Annotated in this window: 12 protein-coding genes; 9 read left to right on the top strand and 3 right to left on the bottom strand. The window is 46.6% G+C overall.

Annotated elements, in window-relative coordinates:
* Positions 1-2: 2 nt before the first annotated feature.
* The 3 genes from A3860_RS12525 to A3860_RS12510 form a co-directional block, all read right to left on the bottom strand.
* Positions 3-1,190, bottom strand: a complete 1,188-nt coding sequence (locus A3860_RS12525) for an alginate lyase family protein (RefSeq protein WP_158085220.1) — start codon at positions 1,188-1,190, stop codon at positions 3-5.
* Positions 1,191-1,239: 49 nt separating this feature from the next.
* Positions 1,240-3,396 (bottom strand): alpha-galactosidase, encoded by a 2,157-nt coding sequence (locus A3860_RS12520; protein WP_081147041.1) that lies wholly within the window; start codon positions 3,394-3,396, stop codon positions 1,240-1,242.
* A 252-nt stretch (positions 3,397-3,648) separates the two neighbouring features.
* A complete protein-coding gene (locus tag A3860_RS12510; RefSeq protein WP_081147039.1) occupies positions 3,649-4,242 on the bottom strand; it encodes a hypothetical protein in 594 nt (197 codons plus the stop codon).
* A gap of 348 nt (positions 4,243-4,590) precedes the next feature.
* On the opposite strand from A3860_RS12510, the gene A3860_RS12505 reads away from it, so the two are divergent.
* The 9 genes from A3860_RS12505 to A3860_RS12465 all read left to right on the top strand — a co-directional run bounded on the left by A3860_RS12505 (position 4,591) and on the right by A3860_RS12465 (position 21,649).
* Positions 4,591-7,686 (top strand): SusC/RagA family TonB-linked outer membrane protein, encoded by a 3,096-nt coding sequence (locus tag A3860_RS12505; protein WP_081147038.1) that lies wholly within the window; start codon positions 4,591-4,593, stop codon positions 7,684-7,686.
* A gap of 10 nt (positions 7,687-7,696) precedes the next feature.
* Entirely contained in the window at positions 7,697-9,148 is a 1,452-nt protein-coding gene (locus A3860_RS12500) for a RagB/SusD family nutrient uptake outer membrane protein (protein ID WP_158085219.1), read from the top strand.
* A gap of 10 nt (positions 9,149-9,158) precedes the next feature.
* Positions 9,159-9,842 (top strand): fasciclin domain-containing protein, encoded by a 684-nt coding sequence (locus tag A3860_RS12495; RefSeq protein ID WP_081147036.1) that lies wholly within the window; start codon positions 9,159-9,161, stop codon positions 9,840-9,842.
* A gap of 123 nt (positions 9,843-9,965) precedes the next feature.
* A complete protein-coding gene (locus tag A3860_RS12490; RefSeq protein WP_081147035.1) occupies positions 9,966-12,416 on the top strand; it encodes a glycoside hydrolase family 2 TIM barrel-domain containing protein in 2,451 nt (816 codons plus the stop codon).
* A gap of 72 nt (positions 12,417-12,488) precedes the next feature.
* Positions 12,489-15,062, top strand: coding sequence for a glycoside hydrolase family 95 protein (locus A3860_RS12485; protein ID WP_081147034.1), 2,574 nt, complete (start codon positions 12,489-12,491; stop codon positions 15,060-15,062).
* Between the two features lie 24 nt (positions 15,063-15,086).
* Complete coding sequence (locus A3860_RS12480) at positions 15,087-17,228, top strand: glycoside hydrolase family 31 protein (RefSeq protein ID WP_081147033.1); 2,142 nt, start codon at positions 15,087-15,089, stop codon at positions 17,226-17,228.
* A gap of 17 nt (positions 17,229-17,245) precedes the next feature.
* Positions 17,246-18,460 carry an alginate lyase family protein gene (locus A3860_RS12475; protein ID WP_081147032.1) on the top strand — a complete coding sequence of 405 codons (1,215 nt, stop codon included), beginning with the start codon at positions 17,246-17,248 and terminating at the stop codon, positions 18,458-18,460.
* An 18-nt stretch (positions 18,461-18,478) separates the two neighbouring features.
* Positions 18,479-20,341 carry an alpha-L-fucosidase gene (locus A3860_RS12470; RefSeq protein ID WP_081147031.1) on the top strand — a complete coding sequence of 621 codons (1,863 nt, stop codon included), beginning with the start codon at positions 18,479-18,481 and terminating at the stop codon, positions 20,339-20,341.
* 132 nt (positions 20,342-20,473) lie between these two features.
* Positions 20,474-21,649 (top strand): glycoside hydrolase family 88 protein, encoded by a 1,176-nt coding sequence (locus A3860_RS12465; protein WP_081147030.1) that lies wholly within the window; start codon positions 20,474-20,476, stop codon positions 21,647-21,649.
* Positions 21,650-21,735 lie beyond the last annotated feature (86 nt).

Below are 21,735 nucleotides of genomic sequence, written 5' to 3'. Positions count from 1 at the left end.
TTTTATTTGTTCAACAGATCAACTACCACATCATTCACTTCCTCATCAACCTGTTTCGCTAAGGCGGTATAATGATCGTCTTTGTAAATGCCGGCTGCCTGTAGTAACAGCGGGTAAATATTGTTCTTTTTGTATTCGCCTATTTGCTGGTAGGCCCATTGTTTTTGGCCAAGCGCATAAGGAAGCATCCAGTCCAAAGCAGTACGAATACCGGCGCCCTGCACATTTTTATATTGCCACAGGTCGATGCCGGTATGTTGGGCCAGGGTGGCAACCCTGAACCAGGCCTGTAAATTAAAAGTAGTATACCCCAGTCCGTTGGTGCGGTCGAGTTCCAGTTGCATTTTGCCCTCGGGGTTGATCTGGGAATCCATTCTTTTTTTAGATTCTTCTATGAGCTCTTTTGCTTTGGCCGTATTGCCGGTGAACAAAGCAAAATCGATGGACTGGGCATAGTACCACGTGCCATGGTTGTTTTTGGCAGCATGTTCCTCGTTGCCGTTTTTGCTGGTCAACATCCAGTTCAGGTATTGGGCATACCATTGTTGTATGCCTTTGCTGTCTGCATCGGTTAAAGCCTTTGAACCATTTAATAAGGCTACTGCATCGGCAATACCCGTTAAAGCAATGGTTTCAATAATGCCTATGCCCCTGCCATTATTTATGCCGGGGATCGCCTGCGCATAATTCAGGTTCGGGTTCATTTTAGTGGCATCATTCAAAAACCAGTAGCGCAACAGGGCGGTGGCTTTTGCTGCATATTTTTCTTCGCCGGTGCAATACCAGGCAAGCGCTAAAGTTCTGCAAGTGTTGTCAAGCTCACTAAGATACTTATGGTCTGTTATTTTGTTGATTTCGGGATTGCGCACTCCATCTTTGCGCATATAAGGCAGGCCATTGGGTTTGCTGCTATCGTACCAGAAGTACGGCGCCTGGCTCATATAATCATGTTTATCGCCGCTGGCCGGGGTAAATGCTTTGTCAATTACAGAAGCCGGTTTCTTATTCAATAGCTCATCGGCTTCTTTTCGTAAGGCACTTACCTGCTGCAGCGTTGATGCATCCTTTTGTTGGATCTTATTCTTCAGGGTTACCAGCTTGCCGGCATCCATTACCAATACCCCTGGTTGTTGCGCTATTGTTGCAAGGCTGCAATGTATAAAGAGGTAACAGTAGATTATTTTTTTCATATGGCTTTTTCTATTGTAATGATGAACTCCACCTGATATTAGTTGCACATTACTCTTCAGTAATTTCAAATACATTACTTGTTAACGATGTCACTTTACCCGGCGTGAGGTTAATACCAACCGTCATCAGGTAATCACCGGTGAACACCTTGTCATTATCCGGGTTGCCTGCTTTGGTGCCGGGAAACAGGTTGATCTCTTTGATGCGGTATTTCTTTTTCGGATCGAGCCCCTGCAATTGCACCCGGGTAAAAATATCCTTCCGGCGTACATTCAAAATATAATTGAATAATATAGCCTTGCTTTTATTTTCATTTACATACATCACTACCGACCGGTTTTCTTCATAAGGAGAAATGATGCGGTACAGATCGCCCAGCCAAATAATATCGCTGATGCGTTTATAGGTTTTTACCGCCTCCTGGCTAAACTGCAGTTCCTGGGGCGTGAATTCATTTACGCGAATGTCGTACCCCAGTTTGCCGCTCATGGCCACATCGGTCCTGAATTTGAGCGACTGGCCCTTGCCCATACTGGTTATATGCGCGGCAATGGTATTGGCTGGAAAGAAATACGAATAGCCCCATTGAATGAAAATGCGTTCCAGTCCGTCGGTATTGTCGCTGGGCCAGAATTCAGTAAAATATTTTAACCCGCCATAATCTGTGCGGCCCCCGCCGCCTGAGCACAACATAACTGGAAGGTGCGGATATTTGGCGCGAATTCTTTCCATTACTTTATACAAACAACGGGTGTATTCAATAAACAAATGCGATTGTTTTTCTTTCAGATAAGCAGAATACGCATTGGTCATGCTGCGGTTGCAATCCCATTTAATAAAAGCAACGCCCGGGTTTTTAGTGAGCATATCATCTACGATCGAAAAAACAAAATCCTGCACTTTGGGATTGGTAAGGTCAAGCACCAGTTGATTGCGCGCGAGGTTTTCCGGCCGGTTGGGTAATCGTAATATCCAGTCGGGGTGTTTCTGATATAGTTCGCTTTTGGGATTTACCATTTCCGGTTCCAGCCAGATACCGAATTTGATGCCTTTCTTTTCAGCCTCCTGCACCAGCCGCCCGATGCCATTGGGTAACTTGCTTTTGTTTTCCTGCCAGTCGCCAAGGCCGGCTTTATCATCATTTCTGGGAAATGCATTCCCGAACCAGCCATCATCCAGCAGAAAGAGGTCAACGCCCAGTTGTTTGGCGCCATCAAACAGTTCGATCAGCTTTTCTTCGTTAAAATTGAAATACGTGGCTTCCCAGTTATTCAGCAAGGTGAGCCGCGGTCCTTTACCATCCAGCACGGCATAATTACGCGCCCAGCGATGCAGGTTGCGGCTGGCCTGTCCCTTTCCCTGGTTGCTGTAAGTGAAAGTAAATTCCGGTGTAGTGAATACTTCACCCGGTTGCAGGGTGTAATCGGATGCAAACGGGTTTATGCCCGGGCGCACCCGTAATTGATTACGCTGGTCTATTTCAAAAGTGAACTGGAAATTACCAGTCCATGCGAGTGTGCCTGCAATCAATTCCCCACTGGTTTCTGTGGCCGGATTATTCAGGGAAAGAAAAAAAGCCGGCGTTTGATAGAAATTGGCGCGGGTACCCAATTTGCTCTCGATGCTTTTGATGCCATTGGTTAATTTTTCTTCCACCATATTCACCTCGCGCGCCCAGTCGCCATGAAACTGGGTTAACCAGTAGTTGTCGGCGCTGAAATGCAACATGGTAGAAGCATATTGGGTTAACCGTACAGGTTTTTTTTCATGATGTTGAATGGTGGCGCTGCAGGTGATCACATCTTCATTAAAATAAACTTTGTATTGCAACACTACCTCCACCGGGTAAACTGAATCTTTTAAAACAATGCGGGTAGTGGAAGTGGTACCTTCCTGTTGCGTGTTGTGCGATACGTATTTCAATTCCAGGGAGGGGTTGCCATCTTCGTGCACCAGCCTGATGGCGGGTTCAAACTGATTCTCCATGCCCGCAGTCAAATACACCTCGCGGCCACCGGATAATTTTTCTACCTCAGCAGGGGCTGCCAGGCGTGGGCCCAGGTACGATTGGTACAGGCGGTTATTACCACCTACCGTTAATACCAGACTGGTATTTTTCGTTTGAAGGTTTATAGGCGCCTGCGATTGAGACAACACAGCCAGTGAAATGACATTTGGAATAAGCAATAGCAAATATTTTAGCATATGACCCGGGTGATCGTTTGAATGTATATAAACTGGTTCAGTGAACCGAATATACAAAGGAAGGCAACGCGAGTATTGAGTGTGGCTGGCTGGTTGTCTATTTATTCAATGATATTAGCAAGCACAAAACGGCAGGTCATCCCGATTTCTATCGGGATGCCTGCCGTTTTAAAAAAGTCGGGAGCGGAGTTGGGTCGGGAATGAGCTTGCTCTGAGCGGGCTTGCTCTGAGCGAAGTCGAAGCGTCGAAGGATCATTCGTCTCTTCTGCCCTCGTTCAGCGCGTCCTTGTCTGGACCGCCCAAACTGTAATAATCGTTTTCTTCATCGTCCAGATCCTTTTTGGGATCATCATTTTCTTCTTCGGGAACATCCAGGTCATCGCCGGTGCTGTCTTCATCAACGGCTGCTTCATTTAATGGATCGCCATCAAAGTCGGTATCATCGAGGCCTTCTTTTCTTATGAGCTCATCTTCGTTCATGTCCATATCCTCATCACGATCGCCCAGCATATCGAGGTCTTCCTTGGTAACATCGGCTTCGGTTCCCATTACAATATCTACATTATCGTCTTCTGCCAGAATATCCCTGCCTGCGCGAATGCCTTCTTCATCATCAGATGAAATGGTGGTATCGCTCATGGCGCCGGGTACGCCTGCATTTACAATTTTTTCCTGACCGGGTATATCTTTAACGTCTGGTATTTCTATATAAGATTCATCCTGTGCCAGTTTTTCTTTTCTTCTTTTGCTGGCGCTCCCATCTTTTGCATTTGTGTTGTCGAAAGAAGTGGTATCCTCCAAATCTTCATCCAACTGCTTTTTTTTAGAAACTTTTGTCTTTGCCATAATGGGTATTTTTCTGTATCCCTGAAAAAACTGTGCCTGGCACAGCCCGCAAAACGGCGCTGCAACTATCAGAAAAACATAGTTAAATAAGGGAAACCCCTACCAGTTTTCAGTACAGTGCATGACACATTTTCATAAAATAAAATTGCTTCATTGGTATTGTTTTATAAATAGTTATGTGGATATCTCATATGGTAAAATAGCTTATTACAATGGCAATTAAGCAAAATAGACTTAGCAAAAATGTAACGTACTTGCATTAGCTACTGACCAACACTTATTATTAACTCTAGAGACATGTTCATACAACTTTAATTGTTGTATGGCTTGTAAAAAACTAACTGCTGTATGGAAAAGAAATTTATTTCTTCACGGCACCTATTTGCCCCACCACGCCAGGTATTTGTTCTTCTCCTGATTCTTCTTGGTTGTTTACACACGGTAACTGCGGTTGCCCAGGGCACTACCGTTCGCGGAACGGTAAATGATGCCAATGGCAAACCGTTGGGGTCCGTAACTGTAAGCATTAAAGGAAGTACGATAGGAACACACACAAATACCGGAGGCCAATTCAGCCTCATGGTGCCTGGCCCTAAATCTGTTATTGTATTTTCTTCGGTTGGTTTTACCACCAAGGAAATAACAGTAGGTTCCCAAACCGAATTTACTGTTGCATTATCACCCGCTAACACTTCTATGGATGAAGTGATCGTAATTGGTTACGGTACGCAACGGAAGAAAGACGTTACCGGAGCCATTTCTTCTGTTTCTTCAAAACAAATTGAAGAGCGCCAGGCGATCGATGTGCTCGATGCCATGCAGGGACAGGCGCCGGGTCTTCAAATTGCCCAGGAATCGGGCCGCCCCGGTGCCGGAAGCTCGGTACGTATTCGTGGTATTGGTACTTTTCAGGGCGGTGTTGACCCCCTGTATATTGTTGATGGCGCCCAGGGCGTAAGTATCGACGGTATAAACCCCGGCGACATTGAGTCAATTGAGATCCTGAAAGATGCCGCTTCTGCCGCTATTTATGGTTCTCGTTCGGCCAACGGGGTAGTGATCATCACTACCAAAAAAGGACGCGAAGGCCGGCCTACGCTCGATTTGCGCTACCTCACCAGCATGAGTAAGTTATCGCACAAAATTCCACAGGCCAATGCAGAAGAACGCCGCCTGCTTGAATTGAAGCGGGGCGGTACCGGTGCTGTAAATACCGACTCATTGAACCCATCGTTCAATGCCGATAACGACATGCAGGACCTGCTTACGCGCACTGCCTTCCGCCAACAGGTAGACCTGAGCCTTGGCGGTGGATCGAAGAATTTGAATTATTACGGTAGCCTCGGTTATTTGAAAGATGAAGGCATTATCCTGAACAGCTGGGCAAATATTCTGCGTGGCCGGTTTAACGTTGATTATAAAGCAACCGATAAACTCACCTATGGTAACAGGATACAGTTCTCCTATCAAACCGAGAACCGGATCAATGAAGGCAATACGCTGAACCAGGCCATTCAACGGCCACCGAACTTTCGGGTTTATTTGCCAGATGGAACATTGGCTGGTAACCTGGGCGGAAGGAAAAACCCGGTAGCTGAGGCCTTGCTTCGTAAAAATGAGTACCAGATCCTGGATGCCAACTTCTATAATTATATTAGTTATTACTTCCTGCCTTCATTAAAATTCACGGTAGATGCCAATGTGAGCGTGAATTATACCCACCATCTTACGTTTGAGCCAAAGCTGTTAAGCAATACCGGCAACGACAACAGCGGCAGTGATGAAACTGATTTCAAAACGTACTGGATGACGCAGGCTTACCTTAACTACAATAAAACCCTGGGTGGTGTGCATGCATTGACCGGCGTACTGGGTGTAAGTGCCGATCGCCAGTTTCAGCGGGGCGCTGAAATTGATGGAACCAATTTTGCCACAGAATCGGTAACCACCCTCAATGCGCCGCAGGTGTACAATCCACTGCCTACTACAGACGAAAAACGGTTTACTTCAACCTCAGCGTTTGCCCGGTTGGGGTACGCTTATAAAGGAAAATACCTGTTCAACAGTAATTTCAGGGCCGATGCTTCTTCGAAGTTTGGTAAAGACAACCGCTGGGGTTTTTTCCCTTCGGCTTCTATAGGCTGGCGTTTCTCTGAAGAACCATTTATGAACCCGATAGCTCATATTCTTGATGATGGTAAGTTGCGGGCAAGCTATGGGGTAACCGGTAATGACCGCATTGGTGAATATGATGCCACCCGCCAATATGTATTCGGTTCTTATTACTACAATGGGGTGTCGGGTGTAGCGCCTTCCTCCACTTTTGGTAATAGCACATTGAGCTGGGAGCAGGCAAAACAGTTCAACGTTGGTATTGATCTTACGTTATTGCGCAATCGCCTGATGATAACTGCGGATTATTATGTGAAAACAACCGATAAATTATTATACCAGGCGCCACTGCCATATGAGTCGGGCTACGATAATGTGAACGTGAACATTGGCTCTATTCAAAACAAAGGGTTTGAATTTGTGGTAAGCGCCTACCCCGTTCGCAACAACAAATTCTCGTGGAATGTGATCTATAACATGTCGTTCAACAATGCCATCATAAAGAGCCTCTATGGCAATACTCCTATTGCCAGCAGCGTATGGAAAACCCAGGAGGGAAGCCGCGTAGGCGATTTCTTTGGCTGGCAAGCCCTTGGGGTTTACCAGTATGATGAAAGTAATGCGTACACCGATGACTGGGAACAATTGACGCCTGTTTTTGTCAGCGGCACTTTCCAGGGCTATACCCTCAACGGTAAATCGTATAGTGGAAATGTGAACAGATTGAAAACGCAGGGTAATGTGTTAAAAGGCGGTGATATGATTTGGGCGAATACCAACAAGGATAGTGTGATAGACGATGCAGACCGCATTCTTTTGGGTAATGCCCAGCCAAAATGGATCGCCGGTTTATCAAACGTGCTCAATTATAAGAACCTTAGCCTGTCGTTCAATATTTATGTTAGCTGGGGTGGAAAGATTTACGACCGTGGCCGCCAGCAATTAAATACCAATGCCACTTCCAATGTAACGCCCGATCCGGAATACATCCGCGATTCATGGTGGCACCAGGGTGATATTACCAAATGGGCCGTTGCAAAAAACAATGGTATGGGTAATGCCCGGGAATTAAGCAGTCAGTACCTGGAAGACGCTTCATTTATCCGTTTGCGAAATGTGCGGCTCACTTATGCGCTTCCCAGGGACCTGACCTCAAAAGTTAAAATGAAAGGTGCATCTGTGTACTTGTATGGCAACAACCTGCTTACCTGGACCAATTACTTCTGGTTCGATCCTGAAATTAGTTTTAACAACCCCTTGCAGATGGGTCAGGATAATGGCCGCTATCCGAGAAAAAGAGAAGTGGGTGCAGGTATTAATTTGAACTTTTAAAATGCCAACAATGAAAAAATCAATTTATTATATAAGTATACTGTGCCTGTTTGCAGTAACAGGATGTAAGAAATTTTTGGATCAACAACCTATTTCCCAATTATCGCAGGAAAAATTCTGGAAAACTGCCGATGACGCCAAACTGGGCGTGGCAGCCATATACGATGGGGTTCAAAAAACCCTTAGTGGAAATTATACCGATTGGGGTGATGCGCGCTCTGACAACTTTACGTATGGGGGAACGGGTGAGAACCAGATCAACGTCACATTGAATGGATTGAACTCACTCACCGGCGCCGCCAACTGGAACAATTTATATTATACCATCGCACGCGCGAACCTGGCCATTAAATACCTGCCAAACATCAGTGCGCTGAGTGCCGTTGCCCGTAATAATTACCTGGCACAGGCATATGGCGTAAGGGCATACATGTATTTTTATGGCATCAGGGTATGGGGTAAATTACCGGTTACACTTGAGCCCTATGAAGATATCAATGCAGATCCGAAAACCACCCGCAACTCGGTTGATTCTATTTTGGATAACGTAATTATTCCCGACCTCAATACGGCCTACAACCTGGTCGATAAATCAAGCACTACTGTTTGGGAGGTGAATGTGGCCGGTATACTGGCCATGCAAACAGAAGTATATATGTGGAAGAAAGATTATGTCAAAGCATTGGATGCTTCTCAGAAACTCATCAGCCTTTCATACAAATATGATGTATCGGCCGGCACTTCTGCCGACTGGAAAAGGATCTTCCTCGATCCGGCAAGTACCAAGGAAACTATCTGGAGCCTGCAATGGAGTTATTTAACAGATGGCGGAAATGGCATCTCGAAGATCGGCTCAGGTGGTAATACCTCTAACTATTATATAGATAGTTCGGTATACCTGCGTTTCGAAAGTAACAAGAACGATATTCGCCGTTCTGTTACCTACGATACTGCGTTGGCGAATGCGGGCACACGCATTATACAGATCGGTAAATTTTATCCGCTCGATGCCACTACCGGCAAAGTTCTTTATCCGATCAACGCACAGAACGAAGCCAAGCTTACTTTATATCGCATAGCTGATATTTTGCTGTTGCGCGCCGAAGCATTGAACAAAACACAAGCCGATAAAACACCCGTATTCACCATTATTAACAAGATCCGTAACCTGCGCAAAACCACTCCGCTTGTTGCTACTGATTATCCTACAGACAATGACGTAGAAAAAGCGATACTCGATGAGCGGCAACTGGAGTTGTTTGCTGAAGGCAAACGCTGGTTCGACCTGGTAAGGACCGGGCGTGCACTCACCGTGATGGATCCCCTGGTAAAGTATCGCCAGAAATTACTGAACATCAGTCAAACCGGTTTTACTGATGCCCGTAAACTCCTGTGGCCGATCTCAAGAGACGCCCTCACAAGAAACCCCCTGCTCGATCAAAACGAACCTTACTCAGAATAAAACTTGCGATATGAAAACAGTAATAATGAAACAACGAATTATATATAGTGCAGTAGTGATCGCTTTGCTGGTGGTGAGCCTGCCGGCCTGTAAAAAAGTAGCCGGGTTAAGATTACAGGAAGATGTTGACCATACCACCAGTACCATTGATCCGCATATAAATAAAACTGCCTGGCAGTATTTAAAAGACCGCAGTGTAAACGACCCAACCGATACGGTCTTCAAACGAATGTACGATGCCATTGTTTATTCGGGCATTGATTCAAACGAATACCTGCAAACCGGAAGGACCTTTATTTTCATGCACAACGATGCGGTATACAGAAGCGGCAATCCGACCGATTCTTATTTTGGCCGGTATAAAATTGGCAGTGCGGCCGGTACCAAATGGTCTGATTATTCAAAACAACAGGTGAAGAACTGGTTGTTGTATTTAATAGTGAACGGGGAATATAGTTTTGATAATGTGACGCCTGATAATGTAGAAGTAAAATCATTGTTGCCCGAAGGGGCCGACGCCGCCAATCCCCGCAGTATCATGTTATTTAGAGTGGTTAACGACCGTAACTCAAAGTTTACCATCAATGACTTTACCAATTCGGTTCGTTCAACTGCCACCCGTACTGCAGGCATTTTAAGCGACAACGGGCCCATTCATGTGATTGACAAGGTTGTTGAGTATGGAACCAAGTAAATATAGCTTAATAAATACGACAATATAGCTTAATAATATGGCGGCATGCAACCAGTAAATAAGAATGTACAATCTTAATTTTGACAGCGATTAAACAGCATTGGTCTTTAATAGTTGAATGTGATGCAAAAATTAAGATGGTTATTTTTATTGACCCTGGTATACGGGCAGCTACATGCGCAACAAACTACCCGATTAACAGGTAATTGGGAATTTTTAAAACAGGATGCAGGCGGTATTTGGGAAGTAGTTCGCCCGGTGGGTAAAGGAAACCCTGAAAGTGTACCCCTATGGCAAAACGTGCAGCTGCCACATTGTGTAAATGCCGAAGATGCAGTTGATCCTGATGTAAATTATTACCAGGGACCTGCCTGGTACAGGACGCAACTTGAGATCAATAATCCATACAGCAATGGCCGTACCCTTCTTTTCTTTGAAGGCGCCGGGCAAAAGACAGATGTATATGTGTACACCACGAAAGTAGGTTCACATACCGGCGGTTACGATGAATTTACGGTAGACATTACCGATGCCGTTGCTGCTTTTAAAAAGTTGCCCGTTTATCAAAGCCAGTTTAAAGGAAAGATACCTGTTTCAATAAAAACCGATAATACAAGAGACCTGGAGCTGATCCCTTCAGGTCTTTCGGATTTTAATGTATATGGTGGAATTTATCGCTACCTGAATTTAGTGTATCTGCCGCCGGTAGCCATTGACAAATTATTTGCAAAAGCAGAAACTGATAAAACCGGTAAGGTGGGAACCGTTCAGGTAACAGCCCGTTTTTATCCCGTATCTGGTATGAATGCGCCGGTCAGCATAAAGTTGTTTGATGCGAACGGAAAAGTAGTGCAACAAAAAGAAGTTACACCCGCCGCCCTCACCGGTGATGTACACCTCACCGATTTTACGGTGAAAACTCCCCAGTTATGGTCGCCGCAAAGCCCGGTGCTGTATACCGTGGAAGCTACCGTAACCACTGCAGAAGGAACATTTGTACAAAAGGAAAAGATAGGATTCCGCAATTTTGAATTTGTTGACCATGGTCCGTTCCTGTTGAACTCGCAACGCCTGTTACTACGGGGAACACACCGGCATGAAGACCATGCGGGTGTTGGCGCTGCGATGACCGAAGACATGATGCGCCGCGAAATGATCATGATGAAAGAAATGGGCGTTAATTTCATTCGGCTGGGACATTACCAGCAATCACGAATAATCCTTAATCTCTGCGATAGTTTAGGAATACTTGTATGGGAAGAAATTCCCTGGTGCCGCGGTGGCCTCGGCGGCCCTGTTTACCAGGGGCAGGCACGCCGCATGCTCACCAATATGATCGAACAGCATTACAATCATCCGGCGGTCATTATTTGGGGAATGGGCAATGAGAACGACTGGCCGGGTGATCAACCGGAGTTCGATAAGGAAAAGATCCGCAATTTTATGAGGGAGCTGAATACGTTATCGCATCAGTTAGACCCTTCGAGAAAGACCGCCATTCGCCGTTGCGATTTTTGTAAAGATATTGTTGATGTATATTCTCCATCGATCTGGGCCGGTTGGTACCGCGGTGTTTTTACAGAGTATAAACAGGTAACGGAAGAAGAGTTCAAAAAAGTAAATCATTTTCTGCATGTGGAGTGGGGTGGCGATAGCCATGCCGGCCGTCATGCAGAGAATCCCGATAAAGCGCTGCAGGTGGTGAAAACAGGCAATGGGGCCGATGAACGCGCCGGTGATGCCAGTTTATTTGGCGGCGCCGCACGGGTTTCAAAAGATGGCGACTGGAGCGAAACTTATTTGTGCAACCTGGTCGACTGGCATTTAAAAGAACAGGAAACCATGCCCTGGTTAACCGGTTCTGCCCAATGGCCTTTCAAGGATTTCTCAACACCGGTTCGCCCCGACAACCCGGTTCCCTACATGAACCAGAAAGGCGTGGTGGAAAGAGACCTCACCAAAAAGGAAGCGTATTACGTATTTCAATCTTACTGGACCACAAAGCCAATGGCACATATTTACGGCCATACCTGGCCGGTACGCTGGGGAAATGAAGGCGAGGAAAAAATGATAAAGGTATATTCCAATTGTGCCGAAGCAGAGCTGTTTGTAAATGGCAAAAGCTATGGGGTAAAGAAACGCAACAGCCAGGATTTTCCCGCCGCCGGTTTGCGTTGGAATGTTCCGCTTTCGGCCGGCATGCAACAGGTGAAAGTGATAGCAAAAAATGGAAAAACGGTTCTCAGCGATTCAATAAGCTTTACTTACCAGACCAGCAAATGGAGCAAACCCGCCAAATTATTGTTAGAGAAGATCGGGGAAGAAAATGGCATTGCCACCATGCAGGTAAAGCTGCTCGATGAAAAAGGCGTGCCCTGCCTCGATGCTGCGAACTGGATCCGGTTTGGGCTGGCAGGCGATGGCAAACTGATCGATAACCAGGGAACCCCTTCCGGTTCCCGGTACGTGCAGGCTTACAATGGCCGGGCAATCATCAGGGTTCAAACCAATGGCGGCCATTCGGTGATCAGCGCTCAGCGTGAAGGATTGACGACGGTGTTTAAAGATATTTAAGAACAATAACATGCCAACTTTCCGGCGCTGCAATACGTCTTGTTACTATTACTTGCAAGTCATTACTCCCATATGAAATTTAATAGTACGATATTTTGTTTTCTGCAATTGGTAAGCGCGTCGCTGTATGCCCAAACCGGCAATGATTTAAAGTTATGGTATACTAAACCGGCCGAAGTGTGGGAAGAGGCCCTGCCACTGGGCAATGGAAAGACCGGCGCCATGGTATTCGGTGGATTGGTTACAGAACGGCTGCAATTAAATGATAATACTTTATGGTCGGGTTATCCCGAGGCTGGTAATAATCCCAACGGACCAACGGTGTTACCGCAGGTTCGGCAGGCGGTGTTTGACGGCGATTATGAGAAGGCCGCCGCTTTATGGAAAAAAATGCAGGGGCCTTACTCAGCGCGGTATTTACCCATGGCCGATCTGTTCTGGCATTTGCAGGTAAAAGATTCGGTGGCTGCTACCTATTACCGCGATCTGGACCTGAACAGTGCGGTAGCCACCGTACGCTATAAAATTGGGGAGGTAACGTATCAGCGGGAAACGTTTATCAGTTATCCTGCCCAGGTGTTGGTGATGCGCATCACAGCCGATAAAAAAGGCGCCATCAATGGAACACTGGGGTTAACCAGCAAATTAAAATACAAGGTGACTGCGCCCGCTGCTAATTACCTGGTGCTGCAGGGTAAAGCGCCCAAATTTGTTGCCAACCGGGAGTATGAACCGCAACAGGTAGTGTATGATTCATTGGCAATAACGCCCCCTTATAAAGGCGAAGGGTTGAATTTCGAAGTGCATGTAAAAATTAAGACCGAGGGTGGAACCGTTCATCAGCTCAGCGATGAATTGAGCGTACAGGGGGCGAATACAGTTACCATATACCTTTCCGATGCCACCAGTTTTAATGGATTTGATAAGTCGCCCGGTTATGAAGGAAAAGACCCGGCCATTGCAGCGAAAGCGAATCTGCAAAAAGCCTGGGCGCTTTCTTATGAGCAACTAAAAGGCACGCATATCCGCGATTACCAGTCGTTGTTCAAACGGGTTGATTTTAAACTGGTCACTGATCTGCAGGTGGTGAAGCAACCCACCGATGAGCGGTTGAAAAATTATGCAGCTGCCCCCACCGACCAGCAATTGCAGGCATTGTATTATCAATATGGCCGCTATCTTTTGATTGCCAGCTCACGCCCCGGGTCCCGTCCCGCCAATTTGCAGGGCATCTGGAACGACCAGGTAAAACCACCATGGGGCAGTAACTATACTACCAACATCAACACCGAAATGAATTACTGGCTGGCCGAGAATACCAATTTATCGGAATGTCATCAGCCATTATTCAATTTTTTAAAAGAGCTGGCAGTGAATGGCGCGCAAACAGCCAAAGTGAATTATAATATAAACGAAGGCTGGGTAGTGCATCACAATAGCGACCTGTGGGCAAAAGCATCACCGCCCGGCGGCTATGAATGGGATGCGCGTGGCATGCCACGCTGGAGTTGCTGGCCCATGGCCGGCGCCTGGTTATGCACGCATTTGTGGGAACATTACCTGTATACCGGCGATGCAACATTTTTGAAAAATGTATGGCCGTTGATGAAAGGCTCGGCCCAGTTTATGCTGCATTGGCTTATAAAAGATAATACGAGCGGGTATCTCATCACCAATCCATCTACCTCGCCTGAAAATACCATGAAGATAAATGGCAAGGAATACCAGGTAGGCATGGCCACTACTATGGACATGAGCATCATTCGCGAATTGTTCACGGCAGTAATTAAAACAAGCAGCATACTGAAAACAGATGAAGCATTCCGCAACGAGGTAATACAGGCAAAAGAAAAATTATATCCGTTTCATATTGGCCAGTATGGACAATTGCAGGAGTGGAGTAAGGACTGGGACGATCCCAATGATAAACACCGGCACCTGTCGCATTTGTTTGGCTTATATCCCGGAAGCCAGATCAATCCGGCAACCACACCCGAACTGGCGGCGGCTGCCAAACAATCGCTCATCTTCCGCGGCGATGTAAGCACCGGCTGGTCAATGGCCTGGAAAATAAACTGGTGGGCGCGTTTGCAGGATGGCAACCATGCCTACAAAATATTAAGTGATGCATTTACTTATATCGATCCCGGGGTAACAAGAGATGCCATGAGTGGCGGCGGCACTTATCCTAATTTGTTTGATGCCCATCCGCCATTTCAGATCGATGGCAATTTTGGTGCAACGGCCGGTATTACCGAAATGCTGTTGCAAAGTCATAATGGCGAGCTGGCCTTATTACCTGCCTTGCCCGCTGCCTGGCAAAATGGATCGATCAGTGGAATCAAGGCACGCGGTAATTTCAGGGTGGCTATTGATTGGAAGCAGGGGAAGTTGACGAAGGCTACAATTGTTGGCGTGCTGGGTGGGCCCTGCCGCATCAGCGCCCCGCAACCGGTTAAAGTAATTGAAGTGGCTGCGAAAAAAGCGACCGGCAGCAATGCCAACCCATTGAGCACTTCCTACGGTCAACCACCGTATGAAAAAGTGCAGCAGGCGAAATTGACTGATTTAAAAACACCGGAACGATATACGATTGAGTTTGTGGCTGAGAAAGGAAAGACGTATACGGTTGTTCCGGCTGAATAGTTGATAACGATTACAAAAAGCTATATGCATAAAAGAAGTTTTTTACTGATTGTTTTATTGGTAGTTAAAATTACCATTCACGCCCAGGACCTGAAGTGGACGGAAACAGCGCCCGGTGTGTGGAAGGCGGTAGTGGGCGTGCCTGAAAAGTATGATCTGTTAAAAGCGTCTGGCGCCACCCCAGATCGCAACGCATTATCAGCAATAACAAAAGCCGGCTTTCCGCTGGCGCAAAATGAAATTTCAGTACGGGTAGTGGATGGAAAAACCTTTCTGCGTTTCCCGCTAAAAAAAGAAGAACAGTTGTATGGGTTTGGTTTGAATTTTCAAACGGTACATCAACGCGGAAAAATATTACAGCTGCATGTTGATCATTACGGCGGAAAGGACAATGGGCGAACGCATGATCCTACACCCTTTTATGTGTCATCAACCGGGTATGGCGTATTCATCAATTCGGCCCGCTACCTGCAGGTATATGCCGGCACGGCCGTTCGCGTAGACAGTAAGAATGCACCCGTTGCCAAAGACCGCAATACCGATAAAAGCTGGAGCGCGCGCCCTTACTCCGATGCAGTGGAAATTTTAGTGCCTGCTGCCGGTGTGGAAATATATGTATTCGGCGGCCCCACGCCGTTAGATGCCGTGCGCCGGTTTAACCTGTTCAACGGCGGCGGTTGTTTACCACCTCGCTGGGGACTGGGTTTTACCCAGCGGGTAAAAACATTATACACGGCAGAAGAGGTGAAGAAAGAAGTGACGGCATTCCGCGAAAAAGGCTTCCCGCTCGATTTTATTGGGCTGGAACCGGGCTGGCAAAGCAAGAGTTATCCCTGTACATTTTCCTGGGATAGCAGCCGGTATCCCAATCCGGCCGGCTTTGTACAGGAGTTGCTGAAAGAAAATATTCGCGTAAACCTGTGGACCAATCCCTATGTATCGCCCAATGCACCATTTTATAAAGCCATTGTTCCCTATAGCGGTTCCCACACAGTGTGGAATGGACTGGTGCCTGATTTTACCATGCCTGAGGCGCGCAAGCTGTTCTTTGATCAGCTGAAGAACAACCAGGTTTCCATGGGTGTTAGCGGGTATAAAATTGATGAAGTGGATGGCTATGATTATTACCTGTGGCCCGATGTGGCTTCCTTTCCCTCAGGTGCAACAGCCGAACAAATGCGGCAAACGTTTGGCTTGCTGGTGCAGCGATACAGCGCCGAGCTGTACCATCAACAGAACAAGCGAACGTTTGGACTGGTACGTGGTTCCAATGCCGGTGGCGTTTCATTCCCCTATGTTATTTACAACGATTATTACAATCATGAAGATTTTATAACCGCCCTTATCAACAGTGGATTTGCAGGTGTTTTATGGACGCCTGAAGTGCGGGCTTCCAAAACTTCAGAAGAATGGTTGCGCCGCTTTCAAACAGTTATCTTTTCACCTATGGCCATGATCAATGCCTGGGCGAGTGGAACAAAACCCTGGTCGTACGATGATGTGGCCGAACCTGTAAAGCAACTCGCCTTGTTGCGTATGCAAATGATGCCTTACTGGTATACTGCATTTGCGCGGTATCATTTTGAAGGCATTCCCCCATTCAGGGCCATGAACCTCGAAGAAGGATTTATTCCGGAAGCAAAAAAGGAAAACGGCAATGCCAACCTCGAAGAAAATCCCTATGCAGAAGCCGTGTCGAAAGAGATCAAGGACCAATATATGGCCGGCGATTATTTGCTGGTAGCGCCATTGTTTGCGGGTCAAACCACGCGCAAGGTGGTGTTGCCAAAAGGCAAATGGTTCGATTTTTACACCGGCGCTTTTGTGGGCGATGGCGAAGTGATAACTGTAACCCCGGGATTGGATAAGATCCCGGTGTATGTAAAAGACGGCGCCATTATTCCCATGATGAAGCCGGTGTTGCATGCACCATTGCCTGGTGAAAAAGTGGATCTTACCATCAGGTATTATGGGGAGAAGCCGGGGAAGTATAAGTTGTATGATGATGATGGTGAAACCTATAATTATGAAAAAGGTGATTACAGCTGGCGCGAAATAAAAGTAGAGAAAGATGGAACCGGGAAATTAAAAGGCACGATTGCTGAACCGGTAAAAGGAAAACCGAATACAGTAGGGACGGTGACGTTTGAATTTATGACAAAGTAAGCTATAAACTCATTGATATGGGATTGAAAAAAATAACGATCTGCTGGTTGCTGTTTACCGTTGTGGCGAACCTCCAGTTCAGGGTTGCAGAAACGCAGGACAGCGATCGGCGGGAGCGGGTCCGAAGGGTAAACGATTACAAAGCCGAAGTGATAAAAACCCTGCGCAAACAGATCTTGCAACAGGCCGCCTGGGCTATGCAACAGGCGCCCGTGACGGTAACGGCACAATCGTCGCCACGGAGCGCCGGCGGCAAACACGATTTCTTTTCAGAAGGCGATTACTGGTGGCCCAACCCACAGTCGCCCGATAGTCCGTATATACAGCGCGATGGCATGAGCAACCCCGACAACTTTGTGGCCCACCGGCTGGCGATGATAAGGTTTAGCCAGATCGTTGGTGCATTGGCTTCGGCGTACCAGATCACCGGCGATGAAAAATATGTAGCGCAGGTGCTGAAACATTGCAAAGCCTGGTTTACAGATACAGCTACCATGATGAACCCCAGCCTGCAATTTGCGCAGGCCATCAAAGGCCGGTTCACCGGCAGAGGTATTGGTATCATTGATACCATTCAATTGATGGAAGTGGTGCAGGGATTGCTGGCAATGGAGAATGCCAAAACAATGGACCGCCAGGCGCTGGAAGCCATCAGGAACTGGTTTGAACAATACCTGCACTGGCTCACCACCCACCAGCATGGCAAAGATGAAATGAATGCCGCCAATAACCATGGCACCTGCTGGGCCATGCAAACCGCGGCTTTTGCCCGGTTCACGCATAATGATACGCTGATGCGCTTTTGCCGCGACCGGTTCAAAAACGTGTTACTACCTAACCAGATGGCGGCAGATGGCAGCTTTCCCCAGGAATTGAGAAGAACAAAACCTTATGGTTATTCGATCTTTAATCTCGATGCCATGGTGACCATGTGCCAGATCCTTTCTACCAAAGAAGATAACCTGTTTACTTATACAACGCCCGATGGCCGCAATATGCGCAAGGGTATTGAATACCTGTATCCGTTTATTGCCGACAAAAGCAAATGGCCTAAAAAGCCTGATGTAATGTATTGGGAGAACTGGCCGGTAGCTCAGCCGTTTTTGATCTTTGGCGCCAATGCCTATGATAATAAAGAATGGTTGAAGACCTGGAAAGCGCTGGAGCATGAACCGAAAGTAGAAGAAGTGATCAGGAATTTGCCAATACGGCACCCGTTGATCTGGTTGTAAACACTTTAAAAACACCTGATGAATCGTAAACTAATTATACTGGCCTGTTCACTCATCACATTGCGCACATTTTCTCAAACTGCCGGTGATGAAGATAAAGAAATGTTCAATCGCGGTAAACAACGCGATAAACAGGCGATCGATGAAGCCATCAAGGGCTGGTGGACCGCTTCCATGAAAAATCATGATGAGCGTATACAATGGTGGCAACAGGCGCGTTTCGGCATGTTCATTCATTGGGGCATCTATTCACTGCCCGGTGGCGAATGGCAAGGCAAAAAGGTAGATGGGTATGCCGAACACCTGATGCGCAAGGAAAAAATAACGCGGGCCGATTACCTGGTGCTGGCGCATCAGTTCAACCCCGTATTGTTTGATGCCGACGCCTGGGCGAAGCAGGCAAAAGAGGCAGGCATGAAGTATATGATCATTACCTCCAAACACCACGATGGGTTTGCGATGTTTGATTCAAAAGTTTCTGACTTTAATATCATGCAGCAAACGCCTTTCAAACGTGATCCCATGGCAGCGCTTTCCGCGGCCTGTCACAAATACGGCATCAAGTTCGGTTTCTACTATTCGCATGCGTTTGACTGGGAGCATCCCGATGCACCGGGGAACGATTGGGAATATAGCAACCCGGGTGGCGATAAAGGACTGTATGGTGGCGTAAACTGGTTCAACATTCATCCTGAATTATTGCCAAAGGCAGTGAAATATGTTGATGAAAAAGCGATCCCACAAATAAAAGAGCTGTTGGTAAAATACCATCCCGATATTTTATGGTTCGATACACCATCAAAATTACCGCTCTCTGAAAACATCCGCATCCTGAAAGCCATTCGCGAAGTGGATAACCATGTTGTAGTGAACGGCCGCCTGGCGCGAAGTGCAGAGTATAGCTTTGGCGATTACAAGAACACCGCCGACCGGCCGCTGGAGTTTTACCCGGTTACCGGTGATTGGGAAGCCATTCCAACAACCAATGAATCATACGGCTATCATAAGTTTGATAACAGTCATAAACCCGTGAGCGCCTTTGTGCAATTGCTGGCAAAGGCTGCATCACGCGGTGGAAATTTATTGATGAATATTGGCCCCAAAGGCGATGGCACATTCGATACCAAAGACCAGGCTATCTTAAAAGGCATTGGCGCCTGGATGCAAAAGAATGGCGAAAGCATTTATGGTTCCAAAGCAAGTCCATTGCCTTTGCAAAGCTGGGGCGTTTCAACGGTGAAAGAAAATACCTTATACCTGCATGTGTTCAACTGGCCTGCAGATAATAAATTATACGTGGGCGGTTTACAAAGCAATTTTGGCAAAGTATACCTGCTGGCGAATAAAAAGCCATTAACCGCAACGCGGTTGAATGAGAAAGATGTTATCATTAACCTGCCCGCATCAATGCCCGATACCATGACCACGGTGATAGCGATAGAATTAAAGGGCGCATTGAAAACTGACAGCATAATGGTATTGTCGCCTAACATTTCTACACACAGGTTACTGGCTTTTGATGCGCAACTGCATGGCGATGGGTTCAGTTATGGCGATGGAAAAACCGGAAAGTATTATGTGCAGAACTGGAAGTCAAAAGACCAGTGGCTGAGCTGGACGTTCCGCACAACAAAACCCGTAACGTTTTCGGTAAGTATGAAATACCTTGCCGGCGAGGGTAATGGCGGCACTTTCCTGTTGCAAACCGGCGCCCATTCAAAAGAAATAAAAATAACCGGCGGCGGAGCAGATACAAAAGTGATGACAGAAGACATTGATACCATCACCTTGCCGGCCGGTACGCATGAGCTCAACATTAAACCGGTTTCAATTGATAAAGGAGAGTTGATGAAGTTGCTGGAGTTGCAGTTGCGGAACTGAAAACCCTGAGCGAAGTCGAAGGCTTAAAGTAAAAAACGTCGGGCGTGCTTGTACCGGTCCCGATAACTATCAGGACGAAGTGTAGAGACGCCACTGGGTAAACGAAATTAATTATATAGTAAATAAATCAGAATGCAAAACAAACTCGTTGGGACATTCGCTCTTTTGCTGGCCGCATTCATGGCAAACGCGCAGGCTGTAAAGCTGGCGCCCGTATTTGCCGATGCAGAAAAGCAAACGCAGCTGATGTTAAAAAGTATTGATGAAGCAAAAGGAAACAAACCTGAGCTGGTAGCGCCGCGTACCCTCGAAAACGGACAACTGAAACTGGTTCCCGCCCGGGACTGGACCAGCGGTTTTTTTGCCGGTGAATTATGGATGTTGTATGAATTCACCCACAAGTCCGAATGGAAATCAAAAGCCGAAGCATTTACAGCCCAGCTGGAAAAAGAAAAATTCAATGGCGGTACCCATGATATGGGTTTCAAAATATACTGCAGCTATGGAACCGGCTATAACATCACCAAAGATGCGGCGTATAAAGAGGTGATCATTCAATCGGCTAAAACACTGTCAACCCGTTTTAATCCGGTAGTGGGTTGCATTCGCAGCTGGGACCATCACAAAGAGCAATGGGGTTACCCTGTCATTATCGACAATATGATGAACCTGGAATTATTGTTTGCAGCAACAAGGCTCACCGGCGATTCTTCTTTTTACAGGATCGCAGTCAGCCATGCGAACACCACCATGAAAAATCATTTCAGGGCCGATTATAGTTCTTATCACGTAGTAGATTACGATACCCTCACAGGTAAGGTAGTGAAAAGGCAAACGCACCAGGGCTATGCCGATGAATCGGCCTGGGCGCGTGGACAGGCATGGGCCCTGTACGGATATACGATGTGTTACCGCGAAACAAAAAATGTGGCTTACCTGCAACAGGCAGAACATGTGGCCGCATTCATATTACATCATCCCAATTTGCCGGCCGATAAAATACCGTACTGGGATTTTAATGCACCTGAAATTCCAAATGAGCCCCGTGATGTATCAGCTGCCGGTGTAATTGCTTCAGGTTTGTTAGAGTTATCAAAATACAGCAAGAACAAAAAAGAATACCTGTCGGTAGCCAATACCATTTTACAAAACCTGACAAAAAGTTACCGGTCGCCCATTGGCGAGAATAAAGGATTTATTCTGTTGCACAGCACCGGTTCAAAGCCAGCCAAAAGTGAAGTAGATGTGCCGTTGAACTATGGTGATTATTATTATTTGGAAGCACTGTTGCGGCAGAATAAGAAATAAGGTTAACAGGAAAAGCTGGCGTTAGATTAGCAAAAGATTAAAATAAGCAGGGCCAAAATGTAATGCTGAAATAAGTGAATACATTG

Origin of the sequence: Niastella vici (genome assembly GCF_002077945.1) — a bacterium.
GTDB lineage: Bacteria > Bacteroidota > Bacteroidia > Chitinophagales > Chitinophagaceae > Niastella > Niastella vici.
Note: the sequence above shows the minus strand (reverse complement) of the source record. Positions and strands in the feature narration are given on the sequence as shown.